This is a genomic window from Pseudoduganella sp. jia 9 (assembly GCF_055502615.1).
Window position 1 is genome coordinate 1 of record NZ_JBUPWE010000034.1, and the last position, 21,974, is coordinate 21,974.

21 protein-coding genes are annotated in these 21,974 nt (G+C 66.6%); 6 read left to right on the forward strand and 15 right to left on the reverse strand.

What is annotated here, in order from left to right:
• Positions 1-105: 105 nt before the first annotated feature.
• The 13 genes from ACY34H_RS29510 to ACY34H_RS29570 form a co-directional block, all read right to left on the reverse strand.
• The gene (locus ACY34H_RS29510) at positions 106-426 is read right to left on the reverse strand and encodes an antibiotic biosynthesis monooxygenase family protein (RefSeq protein ID WP_464979488.1); all 321 of its coding nucleotides are present in this window, start codon (positions 424-426) and stop codon (positions 106-108) included.
• 21 nt (positions 427-447) lie between these two features.
• The gene (locus ACY34H_RS29515; RefSeq protein WP_464979489.1) at positions 448-1,443 is read right to left on the reverse strand and encodes a zinc-dependent alcohol dehydrogenase family protein; all 996 of its coding nucleotides are present in this window, start codon (positions 1,441-1,443) and stop codon (positions 448-450) included.
• A gap of 62 nt (positions 1,444-1,505) precedes the next feature.
• Positions 1,506-1,808 carry an ArsR/SmtB family transcription factor gene (locus tag ACY34H_RS29520; protein ID WP_464979490.1) on the reverse strand — a complete coding sequence of 101 codons (303 nt, stop codon included), beginning with the start codon at positions 1,806-1,808 and terminating at the stop codon, positions 1,506-1,508.
• Between the two features lie 207 nt (positions 1,809-2,015).
• Positions 2,016-3,641: a carboxylesterase/lipase family protein gene (locus tag ACY34H_RS29525; protein WP_464980974.1), complete on the reverse strand. Its 1,626-nt coding sequence runs from the start codon at positions 3,639-3,641 to the stop codon at positions 2,016-2,018.
• A gap of 148 nt (positions 3,642-3,789) precedes the next feature.
• Positions 3,790-4,284 (reverse strand): aromatic-ring-hydroxylating dioxygenase subunit beta, encoded by a 495-nt coding sequence (locus ACY34H_RS29530; protein ID WP_464980998.1) that lies wholly within the window; start codon positions 4,282-4,284, stop codon positions 3,790-3,792.
• 1 nt (position 4,285) lies between these two features.
• Entirely contained in the window at positions 4,286-5,575 is a 1,290-nt protein-coding gene (locus ACY34H_RS29535; protein WP_464980975.1) for an aromatic ring-hydroxylating oxygenase subunit alpha, read from the reverse strand.
• A 24-nt stretch (positions 5,576-5,599) separates the two neighbouring features.
• A complete protein-coding gene (locus ACY34H_RS29540; protein WP_464980976.1) occupies positions 5,600-6,751 on the reverse strand; it encodes an amidase in 1,152 nt (383 codons plus the stop codon).
• A complete protein-coding gene (locus tag ACY34H_RS29545) occupies positions 6,748-7,272 on the reverse strand; it encodes a nuclear transport factor 2 family protein (RefSeq protein WP_464980977.1) in 525 nt (174 codons plus the stop codon). The genes ACY34H_RS29540 and ACY34H_RS29545 overlap by 4 nt, the downstream gene beginning before the upstream one ends.
• A gap of 115 nt (positions 7,273-7,387) precedes the next feature.
• Positions 7,388-8,197: a 3-oxoadipate enol-lactonase gene (gene pcaD / locus ACY34H_RS29550; protein ID WP_464980978.1), complete on the reverse strand. Its 810-nt coding sequence runs from the start codon at positions 8,195-8,197 to the stop codon at positions 7,388-7,390.
• A complete protein-coding gene (catA, locus tag ACY34H_RS29555) occupies positions 8,187-9,098 on the reverse strand; it encodes a catechol 1,2-dioxygenase (protein ID WP_464980979.1) in 912 nt (303 codons plus the stop codon). The genes pcaD and catA overlap by 11 nt, the downstream gene beginning before the upstream one ends.
• Before the next feature lie 55 nt (positions 9,099-9,153).
• Positions 9,154-9,444: a muconolactone Delta-isomerase gene (gene catC / locus ACY34H_RS29560; RefSeq protein WP_464980980.1), complete on the reverse strand. Its 291-nt coding sequence runs from the start codon at positions 9,442-9,444 to the stop codon at positions 9,154-9,156.
• A 33-nt stretch (positions 9,445-9,477) separates the two neighbouring features.
• Entirely contained in the window at positions 9,478-10,620 is a 1,143-nt protein-coding gene (locus ACY34H_RS29565; RefSeq protein ID WP_464980981.1) for a muconate/chloromuconate family cycloisomerase, read from the reverse strand.
• A gap of 44 nt (positions 10,621-10,664) precedes the next feature.
• Positions 10,665-11,618, reverse strand: coding sequence for a PDR/VanB family oxidoreductase (locus tag ACY34H_RS29570; RefSeq protein ID WP_464980982.1), 954 nt, complete (start codon positions 11,616-11,618; stop codon positions 10,665-10,667).
• Between the two features lie 193 nt (positions 11,619-11,811).
• On the opposite strand from ACY34H_RS29570, the gene ACY34H_RS29575 reads away from it, so the two are divergent.
• Positions 11,812-12,735, forward strand: coding sequence for a LysR family transcriptional regulator (locus ACY34H_RS29575; protein ID WP_464980983.1), 924 nt, complete (start codon positions 11,812-11,814; stop codon positions 12,733-12,735).
• A 36-nt stretch (positions 12,736-12,771) separates the two neighbouring features.
• On the opposite strand, the gene ACY34H_RS29580 is transcribed toward ACY34H_RS29575, so the two are convergent.
• The gene (locus ACY34H_RS29580) at positions 12,772-13,824 is read right to left on the reverse strand and encodes a porin (RefSeq protein ID WP_464980984.1); all 1,053 of its coding nucleotides are present in this window, start codon (positions 13,822-13,824) and stop codon (positions 12,772-12,774) included.
• Positions 13,825-14,261: 437 nt separating this feature from the next.
• Between ACY34H_RS29580 and ACY34H_RS29585 the strand changes: the two genes are divergently transcribed.
• The 5 genes from ACY34H_RS29585 (at position 14,262) to ACY34H_RS29605 (ending at position 18,698) form a co-directional block, all read left to right on the forward strand.
• Positions 14,262-14,705: a tautomerase family protein gene (locus ACY34H_RS29585; protein WP_464980999.1), complete on the forward strand. Its 444-nt coding sequence runs from the start codon at positions 14,262-14,264 to the stop codon at positions 14,703-14,705.
• 117 nt (positions 14,706-14,822) lie between these two features.
• Complete coding sequence (locus tag ACY34H_RS29590; protein WP_464980985.1) at positions 14,823-15,881, forward strand: branched-chain amino acid ABC transporter permease; 1,059 nt, start codon at positions 14,823-14,825, stop codon at positions 15,879-15,881.
• The gene (locus ACY34H_RS29595; protein ID WP_464980986.1) at positions 15,878-17,722 is read left to right on the forward strand and encodes a branched-chain amino acid ABC transporter ATP-binding protein/permease; all 1,845 of its coding nucleotides are present in this window, start codon (positions 15,878-15,880) and stop codon (positions 17,720-17,722) included. The genes ACY34H_RS29590 and ACY34H_RS29595 overlap by 4 nt, the downstream gene beginning before the upstream one ends.
• Positions 17,719-18,441: an ABC transporter ATP-binding protein gene (locus tag ACY34H_RS29600; protein ID WP_464980987.1), complete on the forward strand. Its 723-nt coding sequence runs from the start codon at positions 17,719-17,721 to the stop codon at positions 18,439-18,441. The genes ACY34H_RS29595 and ACY34H_RS29600 overlap by 4 nt, the downstream gene beginning before the upstream one ends.
• A gap of 56 nt (positions 18,442-18,497) precedes the next feature.
• Positions 18,498-18,698 carry a hypothetical protein gene (locus ACY34H_RS29605; RefSeq protein WP_464980988.1) on the forward strand — a complete coding sequence of 67 codons (201 nt, stop codon included), beginning with the start codon at positions 18,498-18,500 and terminating at the stop codon, positions 18,696-18,698.
• A gap of 128 nt (positions 18,699-18,826) precedes the next feature.
• On the opposite strand, the gene ACY34H_RS29610 is transcribed toward ACY34H_RS29605, so the two are convergent.
• Positions 18,827-21,811 carry a TonB-dependent receptor gene (locus ACY34H_RS29610; RefSeq protein WP_464980989.1) on the reverse strand — a complete coding sequence of 995 codons (2,985 nt, stop codon included), beginning with the start codon at positions 21,809-21,811 and terminating at the stop codon, positions 18,827-18,829.
• Positions 21,812-21,974: the final 163 nt, after the last annotated feature.

Below are 21,974 nucleotides of genomic sequence, written 5' to 3' on the forward strand. Positions count from 1 at the left end.
TGGCCGGACCTTCCGCAGGATGACGGCTCTCATCCCGGCTGCATGGCGGACGCACATAGTCACTGGAAGAGTGACCAGGACCGCAGCCGCATCCCGGTCAATACCTCATTGCGCAAGAATATCGATGTCGTCTGCCGAATCCTCCGCGCGAACATGGTGGACAACCGGGTCAGCGGCCAGATACCCCTCCAGGCCCGCCATGAATGCCTGGTGGTCGCTGCTCGGTTCGAATCCCTGCGTATGGTCCTCGAGCGTTTGCCATCGCACGATGAGGTTGAAATGCGATGGCGTCTCGATCCCTTGCATCAGCCGATGGCCTCGATAACCCTTCGCGCGCGACAGCAGATGAACGACCTCGTCGAACGCGCGTTTGAAGGAATCGATCCGATCGGGTTTGACCGGTAGCGCAGCAATTTCGTAAATCATGATGTGCTCCTTCGACAGTGCTTATGCGTTGACCAGCGGAGTGCTCGAATCCGCTGCCGGGACCACCTCGATGGCGACCTTTCCACGCAAGCCGTTATCCCGGCTTTCCAGGCGGGCATGCGCGCGTGGAATGTCGGCCAGCGAATAGACAGCGCCGACGTGGGGACGCAGTTGGCCACGTTCCACCAGGGCGCTCAGTTCGTCGAGCTTGCCGCGATTCTGCCGTGTGAAGACGAAGTGATAACTCGCGTTCTTGCCCCAGGCCTGGATCAGGTTTTGCGGCTTCGCGGTATCGACGATGGAAACCACCCGGCCGAGCTGGGCAAGCGCGTCAGGACTGCGGGCGAGGGTATCTCCACCGATCGTGTCGAAGACCACGTCGACGCCCCGGCCGGCGGTTTCACGCATGACGACGTCGACGTAATCTTCATTCGCGTAGTCGATGACGACATCGGCGCCCAGGCTGCGCACGAAGTCGGCCTGGTCGGCACGGGCGGTCGTGAAGACCCTTGCACCGATGGCCTTGGCCACCTGGATCGCCACATGGCCCACGCCACCCGCGCCGCCATGCACGAGGATGCTTTCGCCGACGCGCAGCTGCGCACGCACGACCAGCGCTTCCCATGCCGTTCCGCCGACCAGGGTCAGGCTTGCCGCTTCCACATGGCTGAGCGAAGCAGGCTTCTTCCCGATGATGTTTTCCGCTGCGACGTGGTACTCCGCATAGCTTCCCGGACCATCGAAAATCTGTGGCGTGTACCAGACCTCGTCGCCCGGAACAAATGCCGTCACTCCTGCGCCGATTTCCTCGACCACACCCGAAACGTCGTGTCCGGTAATCGCCGGAAGGGGAACGTGGTCCTGGTAGTCGCCGCGGCGCACCTGGTAATCCAGCGGATTGATGGAAGTGGCGTGGACCCGGACGAGAACCTGTCCTGCTCCGGGAACCGGCCTGGGCACGTCGCGAAGTTCGAATGCATCCGGGCCGCCAAAACTGGTAAGTGTCATCGCTTTCATTGTCGTCCTCATTTCGTCAAAAAGGGATATCGGGAAATTCCGATGTATACAAGCAAAAAAATTTACAGGTCTTTGCCGATGCGTTCGGCCAGGGCACTGATGGCTTCTTCGTTACGCTTGTAGTAGGTCCACTGACCGATGCGCCGTACTTCAATCAAGCCAGCTCTTTGCAGAGTTGCGAGATAGTCAGAGACTGTCGACTGCGACAATCCAACACCCTCCTGGATACTGCTCACGCAGACACCGACCGTATGAACGTCCCCTTCGTCCTGCGGGGGGAAGCCGTTCACGGGATCCTTCAACCGTCTCAGGATGTCGAGGCGGGTACGGTTGGAGAGGGCCTTGAATATTTCGAGTAAGTCCATGCGTTGGAGTATATCGAGATTTCGCGATATGTCAAGCTATTCAGCAGGCCTTGGTGAAAGAAAGTTTGCTGCTCAGGCAAACCAGGCGCTATCGCCGGTACACTCCGCATGAGCTGCCGCGTCGGGCGGTTTCGCTACTGGTACTGCCGTATCGAGGGAAACGGACCCGCGCCGGCATGGCGCGGTGTCCGCTGCACCAACGCGTTCTTATTGCGCGGCTTTCCGGTCGCTGACAGCCTGCACCAGGTCGATCTGGGCTTTCAGCGGATCGGCCTCGAACGCGGCAGCCGTGCCAGCGGCGGTGAACTCGAGCATGCCGTTCCTGTCGCCGGCATAGGACGGCCACGCGGTGCGGCCACCGCCGTTCGGATTGCCCGACTTGGCGAATTGCGCCCAGTAGCCCGTCGCCAGCCGCGATACCGCCGTGTCCTGGCTCGTCACCGCGCTGCCATACGTGTCCGCCAGGGTGCCGAACACGTAAGGCATCTCGGCGGCATGCACGGCGCCGGGCACCTTGTCGCGGACCGACTCGGCGACATACGAGAAGCGGTACACATAGGCGGGCTGTCCGTGCGCGGCGAAGATCCGCGCCGCGAACCGCGCCGGCTCGTCCATCAGTTGCACGCGGGCGATCTGGTTGCGCACCTCGTCGACGGTGGCGGTGCCCTTGGGATCGAAGGCGGCACGCGCCGCCGGCAGGTTTTGCGCGCCGAAGATGGCGAAGGCTTCATCCTTGGTCTGCGCTGGAGCGGGGAAACCGAGATCGAGATCGGTACTGCCGATCAGGAGCGGGACGGGGGTAAACTGGCCGCTGGCATACTGCGCGCCCGGTTCATCCACCACCATCTTCCCTTCGATCATCGGGCCGCCCGCATAGTTGTAACCCAGGTAGAGGTTGGCCTGCACCTGGTCGGCGGACAGCGCGCGCAGCGCGGCCAGGCCGCCGGCGCCGGTATCGTCGATTCCCACGCTCTTCGCAAAGGCCACGCCGATTTCTTCGCCGTAAGCGCCGACGCCCTTGGGGTTACGGCGCAGGTAAAGGCGGTACACCTGGTTCTCGCGCCCATTGCCCGACTGGACGATCGCCTTCTGGAACAATCCCTTGGCCAGCGGTGTCGTCAGCAGCGAGTGCACCGACTCGCCGCCGGCCGACTCGCCGGAGACGGTCACGTTATCGGGATCGCCGCCAAAAGCGGCGATATTACGCTGGATCCATTTCAGCGCCGCGACCTGGTCCATGTAGGCGTAATTGCCCAGCAATTCGTTGGGCTGCTCGGCGGTCAGCGCGGGATGGGCGAAGAAGCCGAAGCGCCCGAGGCGGTAATTGAACGTCACCAGCATCACGCCTTCCCTGGCGAACGCCTTGCCGTCCGACGCGCCGCTGCCGTAGGTATAGGCGCCGCCGTGGATATACACCAGCACGGGCAATTTGTCGCGCGCCGGCACCTCGCTGGCCGGCCGCCAGACATTGAGGAACAGGCAATCCTCGGAGGGCGTCGCTGCGGCCGTCGGCGCAGCGTTCGGGAATACCTGCTGCATGCAATCGTGGCCGAACGCGGTGGCCTGGCGCGTCCCGCTCCAGGCCACGGCCGGCTGCGTGGGACGCCAGCGCAGGTTGCCGACCGGTGGCGCCGCATACGGAATGCCCTTGAACGACAGCACGCCATCGGCTTCCGCCCCCTGGAGGATGCCGCTGTCCACGGTGACCATGGTCCGGTCGCCGGACAGGCCGCCGCAGCCGGCCAGCAGGACGATCGACCCGGCCAGCCCCAGCGACAGGGGCAGACGCTTCAAGGTGTAGCCGATACCAGTGCAGTGCGAGGCGATGCTCATGCTCATTTCTAACCCTTCGATTGTTTTAGTGGTGGGAGGTTCAGGTTGAAAACAGTGCGGAAAGCCGATACGACGGACAACGATGGTGGCGCCTGCGGCTGTTGCACGCGCCACCCATGCAGGTACAGCGGTGGTACAGGAGTGGGTACTACAGCAGGAAGCCCAGCGCGTTCAGCGCCTCCTGCGAATTGATCAGCCGGACCACCTTCCGCTCCAGCAGTGCGCCGCCGGGCAGCAGGCGCACCCGGTGCGTCAGGTTGGCGGCGAACAGCGTGGTCGCGCCGCGCTTGTGGGCGGCGAGCAGCTGGGCCGAACGCACTTCGACGATGTCGCCGTCGATGCCCGCGAGGGTGAAGCGCGATACCGTCCGGATCGTCCGCGCCGAATCGGCGGCCGACATCGAATAGCCGGACGTGAAGCGCTCGATGCGCAGGCGCCGCATGCGTGCATCGTCGTAGGCGTAGTTCAGCTGGCTCTCGAAATCGTCCGTATCGGGATCGATCGGCACCACGTAGTGGCCGTCCTCGGCCCACAGGGCGCCCCAGGCGTCGTAGTCCTTGTTGTCCAGCAGTTCGGCTTCGCGCCAGATGAACGCGATGGCGCGGCCCAGCGGGCTCGTCAGGTCGGCGACGGGGATATCCATATCAGTCATTGCTCATCATCCTCTTCCACATGGCATAGGCTTCGCGCATGCCGGTTTCATCTGTCGAATGCGACACCTTGTCGCCGTTGCTGTCCACCCACTCGCGGTTCAGGCCGCGATTGACGAGGATCGGCACGTCCTTCCCGGCACGGGCCCCGCTCTGCACGCGCTCCCACGCTTCCGCATCGTCGGGACTGCCGAAGCCGAACGGGCCCTGGAAGTGTTCGTGGATGCGCAGGCGTTCGCGGTTGGCGATCTCCGGGCCGCCATCCATGCCCAGCGCGATGTGGCGGATCTCGGTCTCGTCCACCGCGACGGGGCGCAGCACGCGGAAGAACGACATCGACATGGCCACGTTGGGGAACAGGTTCAGGTTGAAGCCCGCACCGTGCAGCGAGCGGACGATGCGGCGCACCTGCTCGGCCGGATAATCCTTCGACAGCGCGTCGATCACGTGCTGGAAGCGCTCCTGCAACTGCTCGGTGCCGTCGTCGACGTCGAGGTCGACGTGTTCCGGCACCATCACCATCACGCTGTGGCCATTGCCCAGCGAACGGGTGATCGCTTTGTCGTCCGTCATGAACGACAGCATTTCCGACGTTTCGGCGTCCACCGATTGCAGGAAGGTCTTGTGCACCACCGGGAAGTGGTAGCCGTCGGTGGTGTTCTCCAGCTGGATCTTCCAGTTGCCCTTGAAGGTGAACTTGTGTTCGCCCTGCGTCTTGACCGGGAAGCCGGCGCCCTGTTTCATGAACAGGTCGATCCAGTGGCGCGCGTTGCCGAGGAAGTCCTCGAGCGGCTCGATGTTCTGGTTGTAGCTGGCGAAGATCATGCCGGCGTACACGCCGACGCGAAGGCTCTTCAGCGGCAGGTCGGCCTTCTCGACCACGTCCTCGTAGCCGTCGGAATAGGGCAGGCCGCGCAGCTTGCCGTCCAGTCCATACGACCAGCTGTGGTAGGGGCAGGTAAAGCCGGTCGCATTGCCCCTGGTTTTTTCGCAGACCGTGGCGCCACGGTGGCGGCAGCGGTTTTCCAGCACGTGGATGTTGTCCTGGCGGTCGCGCACGACGATCACCGGATTGCGGCCGACGAACGTGGACCGGAAGTCGCCCGGTTTCGGCAGTTCGCTGACATGGGCGACCCATACCCAGGTGCGGGCAAAGATGCGCTCCATCTCGGCATCGAAGATCGCCGGGTCGGTGTAGAGGGCAGGGTCGACGGCGCCGTCCTGCACCAGGCTGCCGTAAGTGGAATCCGCCGTGCGCGGATGAAAACGTAAGGGGGCGTTCATGTGATGCTCCAGTAAAGGGAGAAGTTATTGGTCCGGGCCGCGCAGCGCCTGTTCCAGGTGCAGCGCCAGGGCGCAGAGGCGTTCGTCGTCGCCACGGCGGCCGACCAGCTGCAGTCCCGCCTTGACGCGGCTGCCGGTGCGGCCGGACGCGGCGGGAACGGGAACCGGATAGCTCAGTGCCGGATGGCCGCTGAGGTTGAAAGGGCGGACCAGCGCGCTCAGCGCGACCACCGGGCGGCCCGCCGCCACGTCGGCCAGCGTTGGCGGCAGCGACGGCAGCGTGGGCAGCAGCAGCGCATCGACACCGTCCAGGGCCTGGTCGACTTCGGCGATGAAGCGCGCGCGTACCGCTTCGGCGTGCGCCAGCGCGCCATGGGTGGTCGCGCTGGCCGCCACCAGCCGCTGTGCGACGTCCTGCCCGAGCCGGCTGTCGCTGGCCAAGTCGCCGAAGGCGTTCCAGGTTTCCTTGTTGATCACCGCGATCGCGGCGTCGAATGCCGCCTGCATGCCGGGCAGCTCGCGTGGCTGGGCGGACCAGCCGCTGGCCTGCAGCGCCGCAGCCAGGGCGTCCTGCACGGCGTCGTCGCTCGCGGTGGCGACAAGGCCGATCCGGGCGCCATGCATCGGTGCCACCGCGGCGCCGCCATTGAAATCGCGTGCGATCGCGGCCATGACGTGAACGAGGACGGACATCATGCGGGCAAACGGGCCGACGCAATCGAGGCTGCTCTCGCGCGGCCAGGCGCCGCGCCGGCTGACCCGGCCGAACGTCGGCTTCATGCCGATCACGCCGCAGCAGGCGGCCGGCAGCCGGATCGAGCCGCCGGTATCGCTGCCCAGCGCGGCATCGACCTCGCCGCTGCCGACGGCGGCGGCCGACCCGCTCGACGATCCGCCCGGGATCAGCAGCGGATCCTGCGGATTGAGCGGCGTGCCGGCCCATGCGTTCACGCCGCTCATGCCGTATGCCAGTTCATGCATCGTGGTCTTGCCGGCGATGTGCCAGCCGGCATTGCGCAGCGCCGCGACCGTGTCGGCATCGCGTTCGGCCGGCGGCGCGTCGGCCAGCGCGCCGCAGCCGGCGCAAGTGGGCAGGCCGGCGATGTCGATGCAATCCTTGACGGCGATCGCCGGGCCATCGGTGCCGTGGCCGAACCGTTGAACCCAGGCGCTCATGCCGCGGTCTCGGTGCGCGCGCCCCACGGCATGCATTCCAGCCGTTCGGTGCGGAAGTGGGCGATGCGCCAGCAGCCTTCGCTGCCGCGGGCGAAATCCACGTCGAGACGCGCGGTGATCGCTTCCGATCCGCCGCTGCCGTACGTGGACAGTTGCAGCATCAGCCATTGACCGCGCGCGGTGGCGCCGTGGTCCGCCACGCTGACCTGTTCGGACGTCAGGAAATGCAGGTTGCGCTCGAAGTGCGGCGAAGGCGCCAGGTAGCTGCCGACGAACGCCACGATGGCCTTCCGGCCCTGGTGGCGGCCGAAGGTGCCCGTGTAGTGCCGGCCCACGCCTTCCCATATCGCATCGGCGGTAAACAGGTCCGGCAGTTGCGGGAAGCTGCGGTCGTCGCAGGGCTGGTCGCACAGCAGCATGTAGCGGGCGAGGGTGGCGCGTATTGCCTGGGCGCTTTCCAGCCGGTCGAGACGGCTGGCCAGTTCCCGGAACGTGCCGGTGGCGGTGTCAGCGGAAGTCATGCGGTTCTTTCACGGTGATGACAGGGTGAGACGATTCTAGAAGCTGGACTTGCATTCATCAAATTGATGATTTCGATGGTGTCCATGAATATGGTGGATTTAACTCGCCACAGCATCAGGCAAGGAAATCGCCCAGTTCGCGGGTGAATTGCTGCGCCGCTTCGACATTCGACAAATGCGAGGCATCGAGGATCGCGCCGCGCGCGCCAGCGATCCGTTCGCGCATGAAGTCGGCGTCGGCGACCGTGGTGACGGGATCGTGCCGGCCTGCCACCAGCAGCGTCGGCACGCCGATCGCCCGGATCTCCTCGCGCAGGTCCGCCCTCGCCAGTGCCCGGCAGCACGCGGCGTAGCCGGAGGGCGATGTGCGCCGCAAGCCGCCGATCAGGCCCTCTGCCACCTCCGGCGTGTGCTGGATGAAGCCGGGCGTGAACCAGCGTGCCGCGGCGCCGTCGGCCACCGCGTGCATGCCGTGCGACGCGACCTGTTCTGCGCGCTCGTGCCAGCCGGCCGCGGTGCCGATGCGCGCGGCGCTGTTGGCGACGATCAGCCGGTCGAGGCGCTGGCCCGCATGGGTGGCCAGCCACAGCCCCGTCAGGCCGCCCATCGAGATGCCGCAGAAGGCGGCTTTCGCGATGCCCAGCCCATCCATCAGGCGCAGCACGTCGTTGCCGAGCTGTTCCAGGGTATAGCCGGAGACAGGGTCCGTGCCCGCACCGGAACCGCCGTGGCCGCGCGTGTCGTAGCGCAGCACGCGGAACCGGCCGGCCAGCGCGCCGGCCTGTGCATCCCACATTGCCATCGTGGTCCCCAGCGAATTGGACAGCACCAGCACCGGGGCGTCGGGCGGCCCCTGCAGGCAGTAGGCGATCTGTTCGGGGCCTGGCGTGAGGATCCGCGTGGCGGACAGCGCATCAGGCGACAAAGTGCGCTCGCTCGATCTGGTCGGCCGGCAAGCCGTCGCGCTGGGCATGCAGGTCGAAATCGAAGTCGATCGAATAGAACGGCGCGTCCACTTCGCTGGCGCGCAGCGCATCCGCATCGGTGACCTTCGTCATCGGCGGCACCAGGCCTTCGCGGGTAGCGAACGCGAAGTCGTCCCACAGGTAAGGGTCGCCGTCGATGTTGATCTGCGTGGTCAGCTTGCGATGACCCGGCGCCGTCACGAAGAAGTGGATGTGGGCCGGACGGGTGCCGTGGCGGCCCAGCTGCGTGAGCAGCTTGTCGGTGGCACCGCCCGGCGGCACGCTGTAGCCGACCGGTACCCTGCTGCGGAAGCGGTAGCGGCCGTCCGCATCGGTGCGGATCGTGCGCCGCAGGTTGTACGGGCTCTGGCCCGGATCGAAGAACGAATAGCCGCCCAGGTGGTTGGCGTGCCATACCTCCACCAGCGCGCCCGGCAGCGGCTGGCCGTCGGCGCCGCGCACGGTGCCCTGCATGAACAGCACTTCGCCCGGCTGCGGGTCCTGGTCCAGGCGTGCGCTGCCCAGCGATTCCGGGGCACCGGCCACATACAGCGGCCCTTCGATGGTGCGCGGCGTGCCGCCGGCAATGCCCTGGCGGGCTTCTTCCTCGTCCATGCGCAGGTCGAGGAAATGCTCGAAGCCGAGGCCGGCGGCGATCAGACCGTATTCGCCCGAGCGGCCCGCTTCGGTCAGGTAGCCGATGGCGCTCCAGAATTCATGCGGCTGGATGTCCAGTTCCTCGATCGTGACGAACAGGTCGCGCACGATGCGGTTGACGGCGGCCTGCACGCGCGGATTGCCTTTGCCCGTCTCGGTGCTCTCGATCTTGCGCAGCAGCGCGTCGATGGCGTTCTGGTCCATGGGTTGTCTCCTTTGGTTGGTCGGGTTTATCTTGATTGCCGTGATCGATCCGTGATCAGCGGTCGTCGTCGTGGATCGAGGATGGATGGCGGCACAGCGCTTCCACCTCGATGTCCATGTACGGGAACAGCGGCAGCGTCAGCAGCAGGTCATGCAGCTCGGCGTTGCCGGCAACGTCGAAGATGCTGACGTTGGCGTACTGGCCGGCCACGCGCCACAGGTGGCGCCATTTGCCGCTGCGCTGCAGCTCCTGGGCGATGGCCCGTTCGGCGGCTTTCAGCCGGTCGGCTTCCGTGTCCGGCATCGCGTGCGGCAGGCGGACGGTCATGCTTACTTTGAATAGCATCGGTGTGTCTTGGTTGACTGGTAGGTCGTGGGGTTAGCGGCCATTGCCGGACTGGCGCTGCAGGAAGGCCAGCTTTTCTTCGTCGATCTCGATGCCCAGGCCGGGGCCGGTGGGCAGGTGCAGCGCGAAATCGCGGTAGTCGAGCGGCGTGCGCAGGATTTCCTCGGTCAGCAGCAACGGGCCGAACAGCTCGGTGCCCCAGGCCAGTTCGGGGAACGTGGCAAACAGGTGGGCCGAGGCGATCGTGCCGACCGCGCCTTCCAGCATCGTGCCGCCGTACAGGCCGACATGGGCGGCCTCGCCGATCGCCGCCACCTGCTGCGCGCCGCGCAGGCCGCCGGACTGGGTGATCTTGATCGCGAACACGTCGGTGGCGCGGCGCTCGGCCAGGCGGAACGCGTCGGCCGGTCCGTGCAGGGCTTCGTCCGCCATCAGCGGGATGCGGTTCATGGCGCGCAGGCGGCGCATGCCTTCGTCGTTGCCAGCGGCGATCGGCTGCTCGACGAGGTCCACGCCGGCCTGTTCGAGCATGCCCATGCCGAGCATCGCATCGGTCTCGCTCCAGGCCTGGTTGACGTCGACGCGCACGCTGGCCTGGTCGCCCAGCGCGCGCTTGATGGCCGCCACGTGGGCCACGTCGGCACGCACGTCGCGTGCGCCGATCTTCAGCTTGAAGATGCGGTGGCGCTTCTGTTCCAGCATGCGTTCGGCCTCGGCGATGTCGCGCGCGGTGTCGCCGCTGGCCAGGGTCCAGGCGACCGGCAGGCTGTCGCGCACGCGGCCGCCGAACAGGTCGCTCAGCGGCACGCCCAGCCGGCGCGCCTGGGCATCGAACAGCGCGGTTTCAATGGCGCACAGCGCGAAGCGGTTACCCTGCAGGTGCGCACGCAGGTCCCGCATGCGTGCGCCCGGCGAGGTGGCATCGGCGCCCAGCAGCAGCGGCGCCATGTAGGTCTCGATGTTGACGCGCATGCTTTCCGGGCTTTCTTCGCCGTAGGCCAGGCCGCCGATCGTGGTGGCTTCGCCCCAGCCGGCGATGCCGTCGCTGGCGTGCAGTCGCACCAGCACGAGCTTTTGCCGGCGCATCGTGGTCACCGACAGCTGGTGCGGCCGGATGGTGGGCAGGTCGAGCAGCATGACGTCGACGCCGTCGATCTGGATGGGTGGTTGGCTCAAGGTTTTCTCCTGGTGAAGGGGTTCGGTCCGGCGCGTGCCGCAGGCTAGAGGTCGAGTACCAGCCGTGCCGAGCAGGCGCGCGACACGCACAGGCAGATCTGGTCGTTGGCGGCCTTTTCCTTCTTCGACAGGCAGTTGTCGCGATGGTCGGGCGTGCCGTCCAGCAGCGGCACCACGCAGGTGCCGCAGATGCCTTCGCGGCAGGAGGTGTCGATGACGATACCGGCGCCGGCCAGCACATCGACGATCGTGCTGCCGGCCGGTACCGGCAATACCTGGCCGGAACTGGCGATCGCCACTTCGAAGGCGCCGTCGCCCGCTTCGCCGGCGGCCGGCGCGGCGGCCTGGAAGTGTTCGAGATGGATCGCATCCTCGTGGCGCGACTGGCCCGCGCAGGCCACCACCGCCTCCATGAAGGGCGCCGGGCCGCAGGTGTAGACGTGGGCATGCGGGCTGGCAGCCTTCATGCACGCATCGAGGTAGCGGGCCATGCTGCCGCGGTCGACGCCGTAGTGGAACCGCACATGGTGGGCAAACGGCGGCGCGGCCAGCAGGTCGGCGAACGCGGCATATTCCGGACCGCGCACGAAGTAATGGAGTGTGAATGCGTGGCCGGAGTCCACCAGCCGATAGGCCATCGCCAGCAGCGGCGTGATGCCGATGCCCGCCGCGAACAGCACGTGTTCGGTGGCGCCGGCATCGAGTGCAAACAGGTTGCGCGGCTGGCCGACCTCCAGTGCGCTGCCGACCGTGACCGCCTCGTGCAGGGCACGCGAGCCGCCGCGCGACAGCGGCTCCTTCTTGACGGCGATGGTGTAGGCCCGCGTATCGCCGGGCGCGCCGCACAGCGAGTACTGCCGCGTGATGCCGCCCGGCGCCGTCACGTCGACGTGCGCTCCCGGTTCGTACGCTGCAAGGGGCGCGCCGTCGGCCCGCACCAGGCGGAACGAGCGCACATCCGCCGTTTCGTCCACGATTTTTTCGACAATCATCTTCATGCCATCACCCACGATAAGGAAACCGGTGTCGCCGGCCACCTGGCCGGGGTGTGCATCCGGCTGGGTGGCTGGCACTACGCCGCCGCAGACAGGGTTCAAGTCCTGTTGCAGCGATGAATTCATTCTATTGGCGGGCCTTTGATTTATCAAATTGATGTAATATATAAATCGCATAAACAGCATGGATTTTGGTATGACGACCCTCAACAACATGGACCTGAACCTGCTTCGCGTCTTCCAGGCGATTTCCGACGAACGGAGCCTGACCCTGGCCGGCGACCGCCTGCACCTGTCGCAGCCGGCGGTCAGCTACGCGCTGCGGCGATTGCGCACGATCTTCAACGACCCGCTGTTCATCCGCACCAAGACCGGCATGCAGCCCACCCCTGCGGCGCAGGAGCTGGCCAAGCCGATCACGCGCGCCCTGCAGGCGGTCCAGGATGCGCTCAGCTATGCCGAGCAGTTCGTGCCCGCGCTGAGCACGCGCACCTTCACGCTGTCGATGACCGATGCCGCCGAGATGTTCTTCCTGCCGCCCCTGTGCGAATACATGCGGGAGCACGCGCCGCTGGCGCGCATCCATGTTGAGCAGGTGCCGAAGAGCGCCATCGAGGAATCGCTGCGCACGGGCCAGCTCGATTTCGCCATCGGCAACCTGCCGCTGCTGAAATCGATGACGCGCCATACGCTGCTGTTCAGGGAAACCTACATGTGCCTGACGCGCAGGCGCGAGGGCCTGCCGGCGGGACGCTCGCTGGGCGTCGAGGAATTCCTCGCCCTGTCCCACGTGCAGGTGCAGTCCGCCGAGAGCAGCCACCACCAGCTGGAGGATGTGTTCCGCGCCAACGGCATCGACCGTCCGATCGCGCTCGACATCCCCCATTTCTCGGTCCTGCCCAGCATCCTGGCCCGCTCGGACCTGGCGGTGACCTTGCCTTACCGGATCGCCCGCCTGTTCAATGCGCAGGAACAGTTCTCGCTGTACGAACTGCCGGTGACGATCCCTGAAGTCGAGGTGACGCTGCACTGGCACCAGGACTTCGAGGGCGACGCCGGCAACCGCTGGATGCGGCAGGCCATCGTCGACCTGCTGCAGGAGTATGGCCGGCAGGGCTGAACGGCCGGCCGGAGCGAACGTCGCAGGGCCGCGGGGTCAGAACAGATGGCGGATGCCGACGCGCAGCGCGTTCTGCGTGCCGTCGGCGTCCGGTACCCCGACCGCCGCGGTGGTCTGGGCGGGGAAGCCGCGGTCGCGCAGGAAGGCGCCCACCGCGTAGACATTGGTGCGCGCCGAGACCTTGTAGTTGGCCACCAGCGTCAGCTGGTGTGCGCTGCCGATGGCGTTGTTGCGCGATTGCCGCTGCACCCCGGCCGACAGGTCGACCAGCGGCGCGGCGGCCCAGGTGGCGCCGATCTCCGCATTGGTGGCTGCCAGCTGCCGGCCGCTGTTGTTGCTGACATGGGTCACGAGACTGAACGCGCGCACGCTGCCCATCTGGTAGCTGCCACCCAGGCCGTAGATGCGGGTCGTGTACACGCCCGCCGCGTCGCGCAGGTCGGTCATGGCCAGTGCGGCGCTGGCGGGGCCGGCATCGTAGGCCACGCGCACGCTGTAGGTACGACCCGCGGCGCTGTTGCCCGCCACCTCGCCGATGCCATATAGCGCACCGGCACTCCAGCCGCCGAAACTGCGGCTCTGGAACTTGACCGAGTTGTTGACCCGGTCCCCCGCATAGATGCGGTCGTTCAGCACGCCGGCCGTGCGCGGGCTGGCATGCAGGCCGAAGGCCAGCAGCCCGGCCACGGTGGCGGCCCCGGTTGAGTAGGCATTCTGGTTGATCATGAAATCGTAGTGCCGGCCCACGCTGACGCTGCCGTACTGGTTGGCCAGGCCGACAAAGGCCTGGCGGCCGAACATCAGGCCGCCCTGGCCCAGCGCGCCATCGTCGAGCGTGTAGCCGGTTTCCAGCGTGAAGAACGCGCTCAGCCCATCGCCCAGCTGTTCCACGCCCTTGAAACCGATGCGGTTGGCGTTGGCGACACCGGTGTCCATCTTGGTCAGCTGGCGCGGCCCGGTGGCGGTGGCGCTGTCCGAATAGCGGGTGAGGCCGGCATCGATCAGGCCGTAGATCGTGACCGGGTCGGCATGGGCCAGCGTGGTGGTGCAGAGCGATGCGGCGCAGAGTGCGCGCAGGGTGCGTTTCATGTTCGGCTTCTCCTGATGCAACAAACAGTGAGTGCCCGCGGCGATGCGCGGGGCGAGGAATGGCAGACGTGCGATGGCCGTGGAACGGCGATCGCCGCCTGCATCGTGTGTTGAGGCAGGGGAATGGTAGAAGTGAAAATTGGATTAATCCAATCGATGGGGGAGATGATTCCCATCCATGGCATTTATCCATTTATCCTGCACCGCAGCAGTGCGCAAGCGGTGTTTTCGCAAGGTTTCGGTGGCCGGCGCGGTGCATGGCGCCAGCATTCTGCACCAATCAGGCGAATAAGCTTAATTCATCAATATCATCAATAGTATAAATTTGATTTATTCGATATCGCCGCATAGTATCCCTGACAATGCCGCGTGATTCACGGTCCGTTGATCCCGGCGGGCATGTTTTATACGCTGTTTTTTAACTCCAGGAATACATGATGCCGACCATAGAAGCATTCATCGCCGAGGGATACAGCCATCGGCAAAAACAGGAAATCATCGGGTCCATGACGCACGCCGTCGTGGCATCGATCGATGCCCCCATCGACTCCGTCCGGGTGATCCTGAACGAAGTGGGCGCCCACGATATCGGTATCGGCGGCGTACCCGTTGCAGCCATGACGTCACCGGAAACAGGGCAGGGCATGGCGCCCAGTGTCGTGCAGGCAGTCCTGATCGCCGGCCGCAGCGACGAGCAGAAGCGCCGCCTGATCGCGGCGCTGACCGATGTGCTGGCGGACCTCCCCGGCGCCGCGCGCAGCGCTGTCAGGATCATCATCAAGGACATCCCCAACACCGATTTCGGCCTCGCTGGAAAGACCGCGCAGTCGCTCGGCAGGGGTGTCGGCCGCAGCGCCATGGAGGCGGCGCGAATGCGGTGAAGGCATGCTGACCGGCATGCCGGCAGGCCTGTTGGCACGCATGTTGGCAGGAGCGCCGGGCGGACGGCCCGGCCCCCACCTTAACAACCAGAAATAGCAGCGAGCAGATGTGGAGACATGATGGATAGCGATGTGATATTGATACTTTTGACGGACGGGATCGCGAACGGCGCGATCTACCTGCTGGCCGGCATCGGCATGGTGCTGGTGTTTTCCGTCACCCGGGTGGTGTTCGTGCCGTTCGGCGACGTGGCGGTGTTCGCCGCTTTGAGCCTGGCGGCATTCGAGGCCGGCCACCTGCCGCCGACGGTGTGGATGGTGTCGCTGCTGGCGGCGATTGCGGTGGGACTGGAAATCGTGCGGCTGGGGCGTGCCGGCGATTACCGGCGCATACCGGCCGCGGTGCTCGGCTGGGGTGTGCTGCCGGTCTTGCCCTGCCTGGCCGCCTGGTCGCTGGCCGGTTCGCCGGCGCCCGCGCTGCTGAAGGTGCTGTGCGCCATCCTTCTGGTGGTGCCGGTGGCGCCGCTGGCGGCGCGCATACTGCTGCAGCCGATCGCCGATGCCTCGTCGCTGGTGCTGCTGATGGCGGCGCTGGTGATGCACTTCCTGTTCGCCGGCCTGGGCCTGATGTTCTTCGGTCCGGAAGGCCACCGCACGCAGGCGCTGCTGGACGGCACGTGGGACCTCGGGGCCACCTTCGCCGTCTCGATGCAGACGATCCTGATGGTGGGCGCGGCGGCCGTGCTGGGCCTGATGTTCTTCCTGTTCTTCGAATACACGCTGGTCGGCAAGGCGCTGCGCGCTACCGCCGTCAACCGCGTCGGCGCCCGGCTGGTCGGCGTGCGCCCGGCGCGCACCGCCCTGATGGCCTATCTGTGCGCCTCGCTGCTGGCGGGCCTGATCGGCGTGCTGATCGCGCCCATCACCACGCTGTACTACGACTCCGGCTTCACCATCGGCCTGAAGGCCTTCGTGGCGGCCATCATCGGCGGCCTGACGAGTTACCCGCTGACCGCGCTGGGCGCGGTCGCCGTCGGCATCCTGGAAAGCTTCGGGGCATTCTGGAGCGGCGCCCTGAAGGACGTCATCGTGTTCAGCGTGCTGATTCCGGTGCTGCTGGTGCGTTCGTACTACGCCGTCCATTCGGAAGATGAAGTCGAGGAGATCAACCAATGAGCAGCATTCTCTTCCACCGCCACGCGCCCCTCGCGGTCGTGGCCGCGCTGTTCCTGCTGCCGCTGGCGCTCGGCAATTTCGGCATCGGCCTGATGAACGACATCGGTATCGGCGCCATGGTCGCCCTCGGCCTGGTGATGCTGACCGGCGTCGGCGGCGTGACGTCGTTCGGGCAGGCCGCCTTTGTCGGCATTGCCGCCTACTCGACCGCGTGGCTGACCGCCGCGCAGGGCCTGTCGCCCTGGCTGGGGCTGCTGTTCGCGCTGGCGACGACGGGTGGTGCCGCGCTCGTCATCGGCATGCTGACCTTGCGCCTGGGCAGCCACTACCTGCCGATCAGCACGATCGCGTGGGGCCTCTCGGTACCGCTGGTACTGAGCAATATCGAAGCGCTGGGCAGCCATACGGGCATGAGCAATATCGTGCCGATCCATATCGCCGGCTACTCGCTGGCATCGTCGGGTGCCATGTACTACCTGATCTGGGGCATGCTGGGCCTGGTGTACCTGTTCAGCAGCAACCTGCTGCGCTCGCGCCAGGGCCGGGCGATGCGCAGCCTGCGCGGCGGCAACAGCCTGCTGGCCAGCGTGGGCGCCGATGGCTACCACCTGCGCCTGAAGCTGTTCGTCTACTCGGCCCTGGTGGCCGGCCTGGCGGGCTGGCTGTATGCGCACAACAGCCGCTATGTCAGCCCGTCGACGTTCGATGTCCACGGCAGCATCAACTACCTGCTGATGGCGGTCGTCGGCGGCCTGCTGCAGCTGCCCGGCGCGCTGATCGGCTCGGCGATCGTGATCCTGCTGCGCAATACGCTGCAGGATGTGCTGCCGCTGCTGTCGAGCCGCGGCACGCAGCTGGAAGTCATTGTGTTCAGCCTGCTCTTCCTGCTGCTGCTGCACCGTGCCCGGGCCGGCGTCTGCGGCTTCGCGGTGAAGCTGGCGGCGAAGTACCGCCGTGCCCCGGCGGCGGCGCCCCCGCCGCCGCGCGGCGACGCGCAGCCGCTGGCCCGGCGCAGCCAGCCGGCGGCAGGCAAGACCATCCTGAGCGCGCGGAACGTGACGCGGCGCTTCGGCGGCCTGGTGGCGGTCAACGAAGTCAGCTTCGACATCGCGGCCGGCGAGATCGTCGGCCTGATCGGGCCGAACGGCGCGGGCAAGTCGACCATGTTCAACCTGCTCACCGGCGCCATCGGGCTCAGCTCGGGCACGGTGTCGTTCATGGACCGCGACGTGACGAAGCTGTCCCAGCGCGACATCGCCCAGCTCGGCATGGCGCGCACCTTCCAGCACGTCAAGCTGCGTCCCCAGATGAGCCTGCTCGACAACGTGGCGCTGGGCGCCCACGGGCGCACCCGCAGCGGCCTGCTGGCCGCCGGCCTGGGCCTGGACAGGCGCGAAGAGGAACAGATCTTCCTGGAGGCGCGCACGCAGCTGGCGCGCATCGGCCTGGCCGGCCGCGAGCATGAACTGGCGGGCGCACTGCCGTTGGGCACCCAGCGCCTGCTGGAGATCGCCCGCGCGCTGATGGGCGACCCGGTGATGCTGGTGCTGGACGAGCCGGCCGCCGGCCTGCGCCACGGCGAGAAGCAGGAACTGGCCGAGCTGCTGAAGCAGCTGCGCCGCGACGGCGTGACCATCATGATCGTCGAACACGACATGGACTTCGTCATGAAGCTGGTCGACCGCCTCGTCGTGATGAACTTCGGCAGCAAGCTGATGGAAGGCGATCCCGCCGCGGTGCGGCGCGATGCCGGCGTACAGGCGGCATACCTGGGCGGCGACCTCGCCGAAGAGCAATGCAACAACACGAAACAGGCAATCTGCCTGGGAGACGCGGCATGAGTCCTATCCTGGAAATCGACAACCTGCAGGTCAACTACGGCCAGGTCGAGGCGGTGCGCGGTATCTCGCTGAAGCTGATGCCGAAGGAAATCGTCTCCGTCATCGGGCCGAACGGCGCCGGCAAGACCTCGCTGCTGGCGGCCGCCGTGGGCCTGCTGCCGGCGCGCGGCGCGGTGCGGATGGACGGCGAGTCGCTGGACGGCATCGACGTCGAGGAACGCGTCAGGCGCGGCCTGTGCCTGGTGCCGGAACAGCGCGAACTGTTCGGCGACATGTCGGTGCTGGACAACCTGCTGCTGGGCAGCTACAGCAAGCGCGATTCGTCGGCGGCGCGCAACCGCAAGCTCGAAGGCGTCTACCACCGCTTCCCCCGGCTGGCCGAGCGGCGTACCCAGCGCTCCAATACGCTGTCCGGCGGCGAGCGCCAGATGCTGGCGCTGGGCCGCGCGCTGATGGCCGAGCCGCGCGTGCTGATGCTGGATGAGCCGAGCCTCGGCCTGGCGCCGAAGATCGTCACGGAAATCCTCGCCATCGTGCGCGCGCTGCGCGACGACGGCATCTCGATCATCCTCGTCGAGCAGAACGCGCTGGCCGCGCTGCGCAGCTCCGACCGCGGCGTGGTGCTGGAACTGGGCCAGGTGTCGCTGGCCGGCGCCTCGGACGAGCTGGCCCGGGATGCGCGCGTGCACGCCACCTATCTCGGCGGCGGTACCGACTAGCGGCAGGGCGGGCCGGCTGCAATGGCCGGTCCGCCGGATGAACACAGGAGTACCTCATGCTGAACCATCGTCGCCAGGCACCAGGCCGGCCCCTTGCCGAGCAGATCGACGGGCCGCGGCCCCAGCCCATCGCAGCCGCCTGCCCACGAAACAACCCGGCCCAGGCGCCCGCCGCGGCGCCCGCCGGCAAGCGCCCCAAGCGGGACTGGCTTGCCGAAGCGCTGTCTTGCGACCGTGAGCGGAACGACCGGCGCTGACCTGCCGTATCGCTCGCTGCCTGCCAAATAACTTCCAAAGCAGTTCCAATCGTTTCCCGAAACCGGAGTTTCCTGAAACCGGGGTCAGACCCCGGTTTCAGGAAATATTTCCATCATTCCCCGCGTGCTCAGAACTTGTAGCGCGCCCCCACCATGTAGCGCGGGCCGCCGGTCGACACGCTCAGCACCTGCATGTCCGTGCGGCCATGCGCGCGCTGGGTGGCGTCGGCGAGGTTGATCGCCTCCAGCGCCAGGCTGAGCCTGTCGGTCACGTTGTAGCCGACGGAGAGGTCGAACTGCCCATATGGTTCCACGTAGACCGGGTTCGCGCGGCCGCTGTCCGCCACCGATGCCAGGAAGCGGTCGCGCCAGTTGTAAGCCAAGCGCACCGACAGCTTGCGGTCCTCGTAGATGCCGACCAGGTTGGCGGAATCGGAAAGCCCCAGCAGGGCGAATTGCGCGCCGATGCCGGTATCGTTGTAGCGCAGGTCCGACTTCACGTACGTGTAGTTTGACTGGAAGCCGAAGCCGTTGTCGAACATGTGCTGCCAGTTGATCTCGGCGCCTTTCAGCGCCGACTTGTTCTGGCTGATGTAGGTCGTCACGTTGTAGGGCAGGGCGGGGTCGCCTGGAATGCCGGTGATCACCCCGGCGGCATTGCCGGTGCCGGTGGTGCCGGTCATCGTCACGCCGGGCTGGCCGTCGAAATTGCGCAGGATGTAGTTGCGCAGGCAGTCGGTGTCGGCCGGCCTGCAGCCAGCCGACACCGCGGCGTTCCAGTACTTGCCGCCCACCGGCGTGGTCGCGGTGCTTGACGCCTCGACGAGGCTGGCCTGGCCGGCGTAGCCACTCAGGTCCTTGTGGAACAGGCCCAGCGACATCATGCTTTGCCGCGTGTAGTACCACTCGGCCGACAGGTCCAGGTTGCGCGACTTGACCGGCGACAGTTGCGGGTTGCCGCGGGTGACATTCAGGCCAGTCACGCCGGCTACTGCCCCATACGTGGCGCCGCCCTGCAACTGGTCCCAGCGTGGCCGGCCGATCGTCACGCCGTAGCTGGCGCGTACCTTCAGCGTCGGCATCACGTCCATGTCCCAGTCCACGGTGGGCAGCCAGTTGTGGTAGTCGCCGTGCTGGGTGCGCAGCGTGCCGGGTGTGCTGGTGATCGGGTACTCGTTCTGCGACACCCAGCGCACCAGGCTCGGATCGGCCACCGTTGCATCGGTATCGATCGTGGTTCTTTCGTAGCGCAGCCCGATGCCGGTGTGCATGGGCATCGCCGTATCCCACTCGGTGTTGAACTGTGCGTACAGCGCGCTCGACTTCTCGCGCAGGGCCCGCACCTCGGTCGGTGCAGCCAGGCTCGGCGTGAACAGGGCCGCGTTGCCGGTGACGTCGATCGCGTTCTGCCGCACCTTGACGAAGTCCACGACCGGGATCGTCGTCCACATCCTCGGATCATCCGATCCGTCCAGCTGGCTGAAGTAGTCACGCAGGTTGGCCGGCGTCCAGTAGCTCTGGTCGTAGACCGTGGCGGCGTTCTGGTGGCCGCCTGGCGCCGTGCCCTGCCAGGCATCCTGCTGCACCTGCTGCCACGCCGAGTTGTAGCGGGTGCGCGTGACGGACAGGCCGAAATTGAGTCCGGACGACTCGCCGATGTCCAGCTTCGCGCCAGCCTGGGCCTGGTCGATCACCTGCCTGCTGCGGGCATCCTGGAACCACGATCCCGTGACCTCATTGCCGATCGGCGTGTAGTCCATGTACAGCACCGGCAGTTCATGCGTGAAGTCGGCGCCATTGGTGTTGCGGCCGAAGCTGGCCGTGGTGATGTCGTTGAGGCTGCCGAACGGGCTGTCGGAGCCCGAGCTCGCCACGGAGTGATGCAGGTCCAGCGACAGGCGCAGCCGCGCGTTGGCGCGGAAGTGCGTGTTGAAGCCGGTGGATTTCAGCGTCGACACCGTCGCGTAGTCCTGCGCTACCGACGCGAGGTCCTGCATGACCGACTGCTCCTCGTAGTACGTCGGCGACGAAACCGGTCCATGGACCCAGTCGCTGCTCTGGTTCTGCGCATGGCTCCACCACACGCCGACCGAGGTGCCGAGGGTCTGGATCTTGTTGCGGGCATACGTATAGTCCAGCGTCGAGGTCCAGTCGCGCGTGGGGCGGAACTGGAACGTCAGCTGGCCGTTGCTGCGCTGGCGCTGCGAACCGGTCAGTGCATACGACAGGCTCTGCGGCGTAAGGTAGATGCCCGAGGTGGGCGCGTTCGTCGCCGTGCCGGGCGCGATCGCGCCATACTCTCCGGTGGCACCGGCCTGGAACGGGCCGATCCAGCCGCCGACCTGTGCCTGGTTGAAGCCCGAGTTGCGCGACTGATAGCTGGCCGTCAGCGCCAGGCCGAACATGTCGCCGGCGCCGAACCTGCGGCTGATCAGTGCCGACACTTCGGGCGTCACTTTCTTGCCGTTCAGCTGGTCCGGCAGGTTGTTGTTCGACTTGTCGTACACCAGCTTGCCGCCGATGCTGGTCTGGTTGCCCAGGTCGAGCGGGCGGCCTGTCATGATGTTCAGCGTGGCGCCGATGCCGCCCGGCGGGCTGTCCGCGCGGGCGCTCTTGTACACCTGGATCCGCGACACCGCCTCCGAGGCGAGATTGCCGAAGTCGAAGGAACGACTGCCGCGGTCTTCCAGGTTCGCCGCCGGCATCTGCCGGCCGTTCAACAGGACCAGGTTGAAGTCCGGTCCCACGCCGCGCACGGTGACGCGCGAGCCCTCGCCGCGCGAGCGGTCGATCGACACCCCGGAGATGCGCTGCACGGCCTCGGCAAGGTTAGTGTCCGGGAACTTGCCGATATCGTCGGCGACGATGCCGTCGACGATGCCGTCGGAATTGCGTTTCAGGTTGATGGTCGACTGCATGGCCGCGCGGATACCCGTCACGATCACAGTGTTGGCGGGTGCCGCCGCTGCGGGCTGGCTGCTGTCGGCCGCCGCTGTCGGGGGCACCTCCTGGGCGAGCGCGGGTACGAACATCGTCGCGCACGCGCCGGCCACGGCCAGTGCCATGCCGCGCGGGGTGATTCGGGGTACAACGTCATTGCGGGCTTTCGTCACTTCTTCTCCTCTCGGTTCTGGAACCGCCGCGCTGTCGCGGCGTCGTCTGGTTATTGCGATGGGCTTGCCGCCATCCCGCTGGCACGGCATGGACCGCCGTGATGCAGCGGCAAACGGCGGCAGCTGCTTCAAGATAGGAAGGCAGCGTTGCAGCGTCTATACG

Excerpts from the sequence above, each read along its gene's own strand:
- ACY34H_RS29575 (WP_464980983.1), top strand. The coding sequence starts at position 11,812 with ATGACGACCCTCAACAACATGGACCTGAACCTGCTTCGCGTCTTCCAG.
- catC (WP_464980980.1), bottom strand. The coding sequence starts at position 9,444 with ATGCTATTCAAAGTAAGCATGACCGTCCGCCTGCCGCACGCGATGCCG.
- ACY34H_RS29605 (WP_464980988.1), top strand. The coding sequence starts at position 18,498 with ATGCTGAACCATCGTCGCCAGGCACCAGGCCGGCCCCTTGCCGAGCAG.
- ACY34H_RS29515 (WP_464979489.1), bottom strand. The coding sequence starts at position 1,443 with ATGAAAGCGATGACACTTACCAGTTTTGGCGGCCCGGATGCATTCGAA.
- ACY34H_RS29600 (WP_464980987.1), top strand. The coding sequence starts at position 17,719 with ATGAGTCCTATCCTGGAAATCGACAACCTGCAGGTCAACTACGGCCAG.
- ACY34H_RS29530 (WP_464980998.1), bottom strand. The coding sequence starts at position 4,284 with ATGGATATCCCCGTCGCCGACCTGACGAGCCCGCTGGGCCGCGCCATC.
- ACY34H_RS29520 (WP_464979490.1), bottom strand. The coding sequence starts at position 1,808 with ATGGACTTACTCGAAATATTCAAGGCCCTCTCCAACCGTACCCGCCTC.
- ACY34H_RS29590 (WP_464980985.1), top strand. The coding sequence starts at position 14,823 with ATGATGGATAGCGATGTGATATTGATACTTTTGACGGACGGGATCGCG.
- catA (WP_464980979.1), bottom strand. The coding sequence starts at position 9,098 with ATGGACCAGAACGCCATCGACGCGCTGCTGCGCAAGATCGAGAGCACC.
- ACY34H_RS29570 (WP_464980982.1), bottom strand. The coding sequence starts at position 11,618 with ATGAAGATGATTGTCGAAAAAATCGTGGACGAAACGGCGGATGTGCGC.
- ACY34H_RS29540 (WP_464980976.1), bottom strand. The coding sequence starts at position 6,751 with ATGAGCGCCTGGGTTCAACGGTTCGGCCACGGCACCGATGGCCCGGCG.
- ACY34H_RS29535 (WP_464980975.1), bottom strand. The coding sequence starts at position 5,575 with ATGAACGCCCCCTTACGTTTTCATCCGCGCACGGCGGATTCCACTTAC.
- ACY34H_RS29510 (WP_464979488.1), bottom strand. The coding sequence starts at position 426 with ATGATTTACGAAATTGCTGCGCTACCGGTCAAACCCGATCGGATCGAT.
- ACY34H_RS29585 (WP_464980999.1), top strand. The coding sequence starts at position 14,262 with ATGCCGACCATAGAAGCATTCATCGCCGAGGGATACAGCCATCGGCAA.
- ACY34H_RS29525 (WP_464980974.1), bottom strand. The coding sequence starts at position 3,641 with ATGAGCATCGCCTCGCACTGCACTGGTATCGGCTACACCTTGAAGCGT.
- ACY34H_RS29580 (WP_464980984.1), bottom strand. The coding sequence starts at position 13,824 with ATGAAACGCACCCTGCGCGCACTCTGCGCCGCATCGCTCTGCACCACC.
- ACY34H_RS29545 (WP_464980977.1), bottom strand. The coding sequence starts at position 7,272 with ATGACTTCCGCTGACACCGCCACCGGCACGTTCCGGGAACTGGCCAGC.
- ACY34H_RS29595 (WP_464980986.1), top strand. The coding sequence starts at position 15,878 with ATGAGCAGCATTCTCTTCCACCGCCACGCGCCCCTCGCGGTCGTGGCC.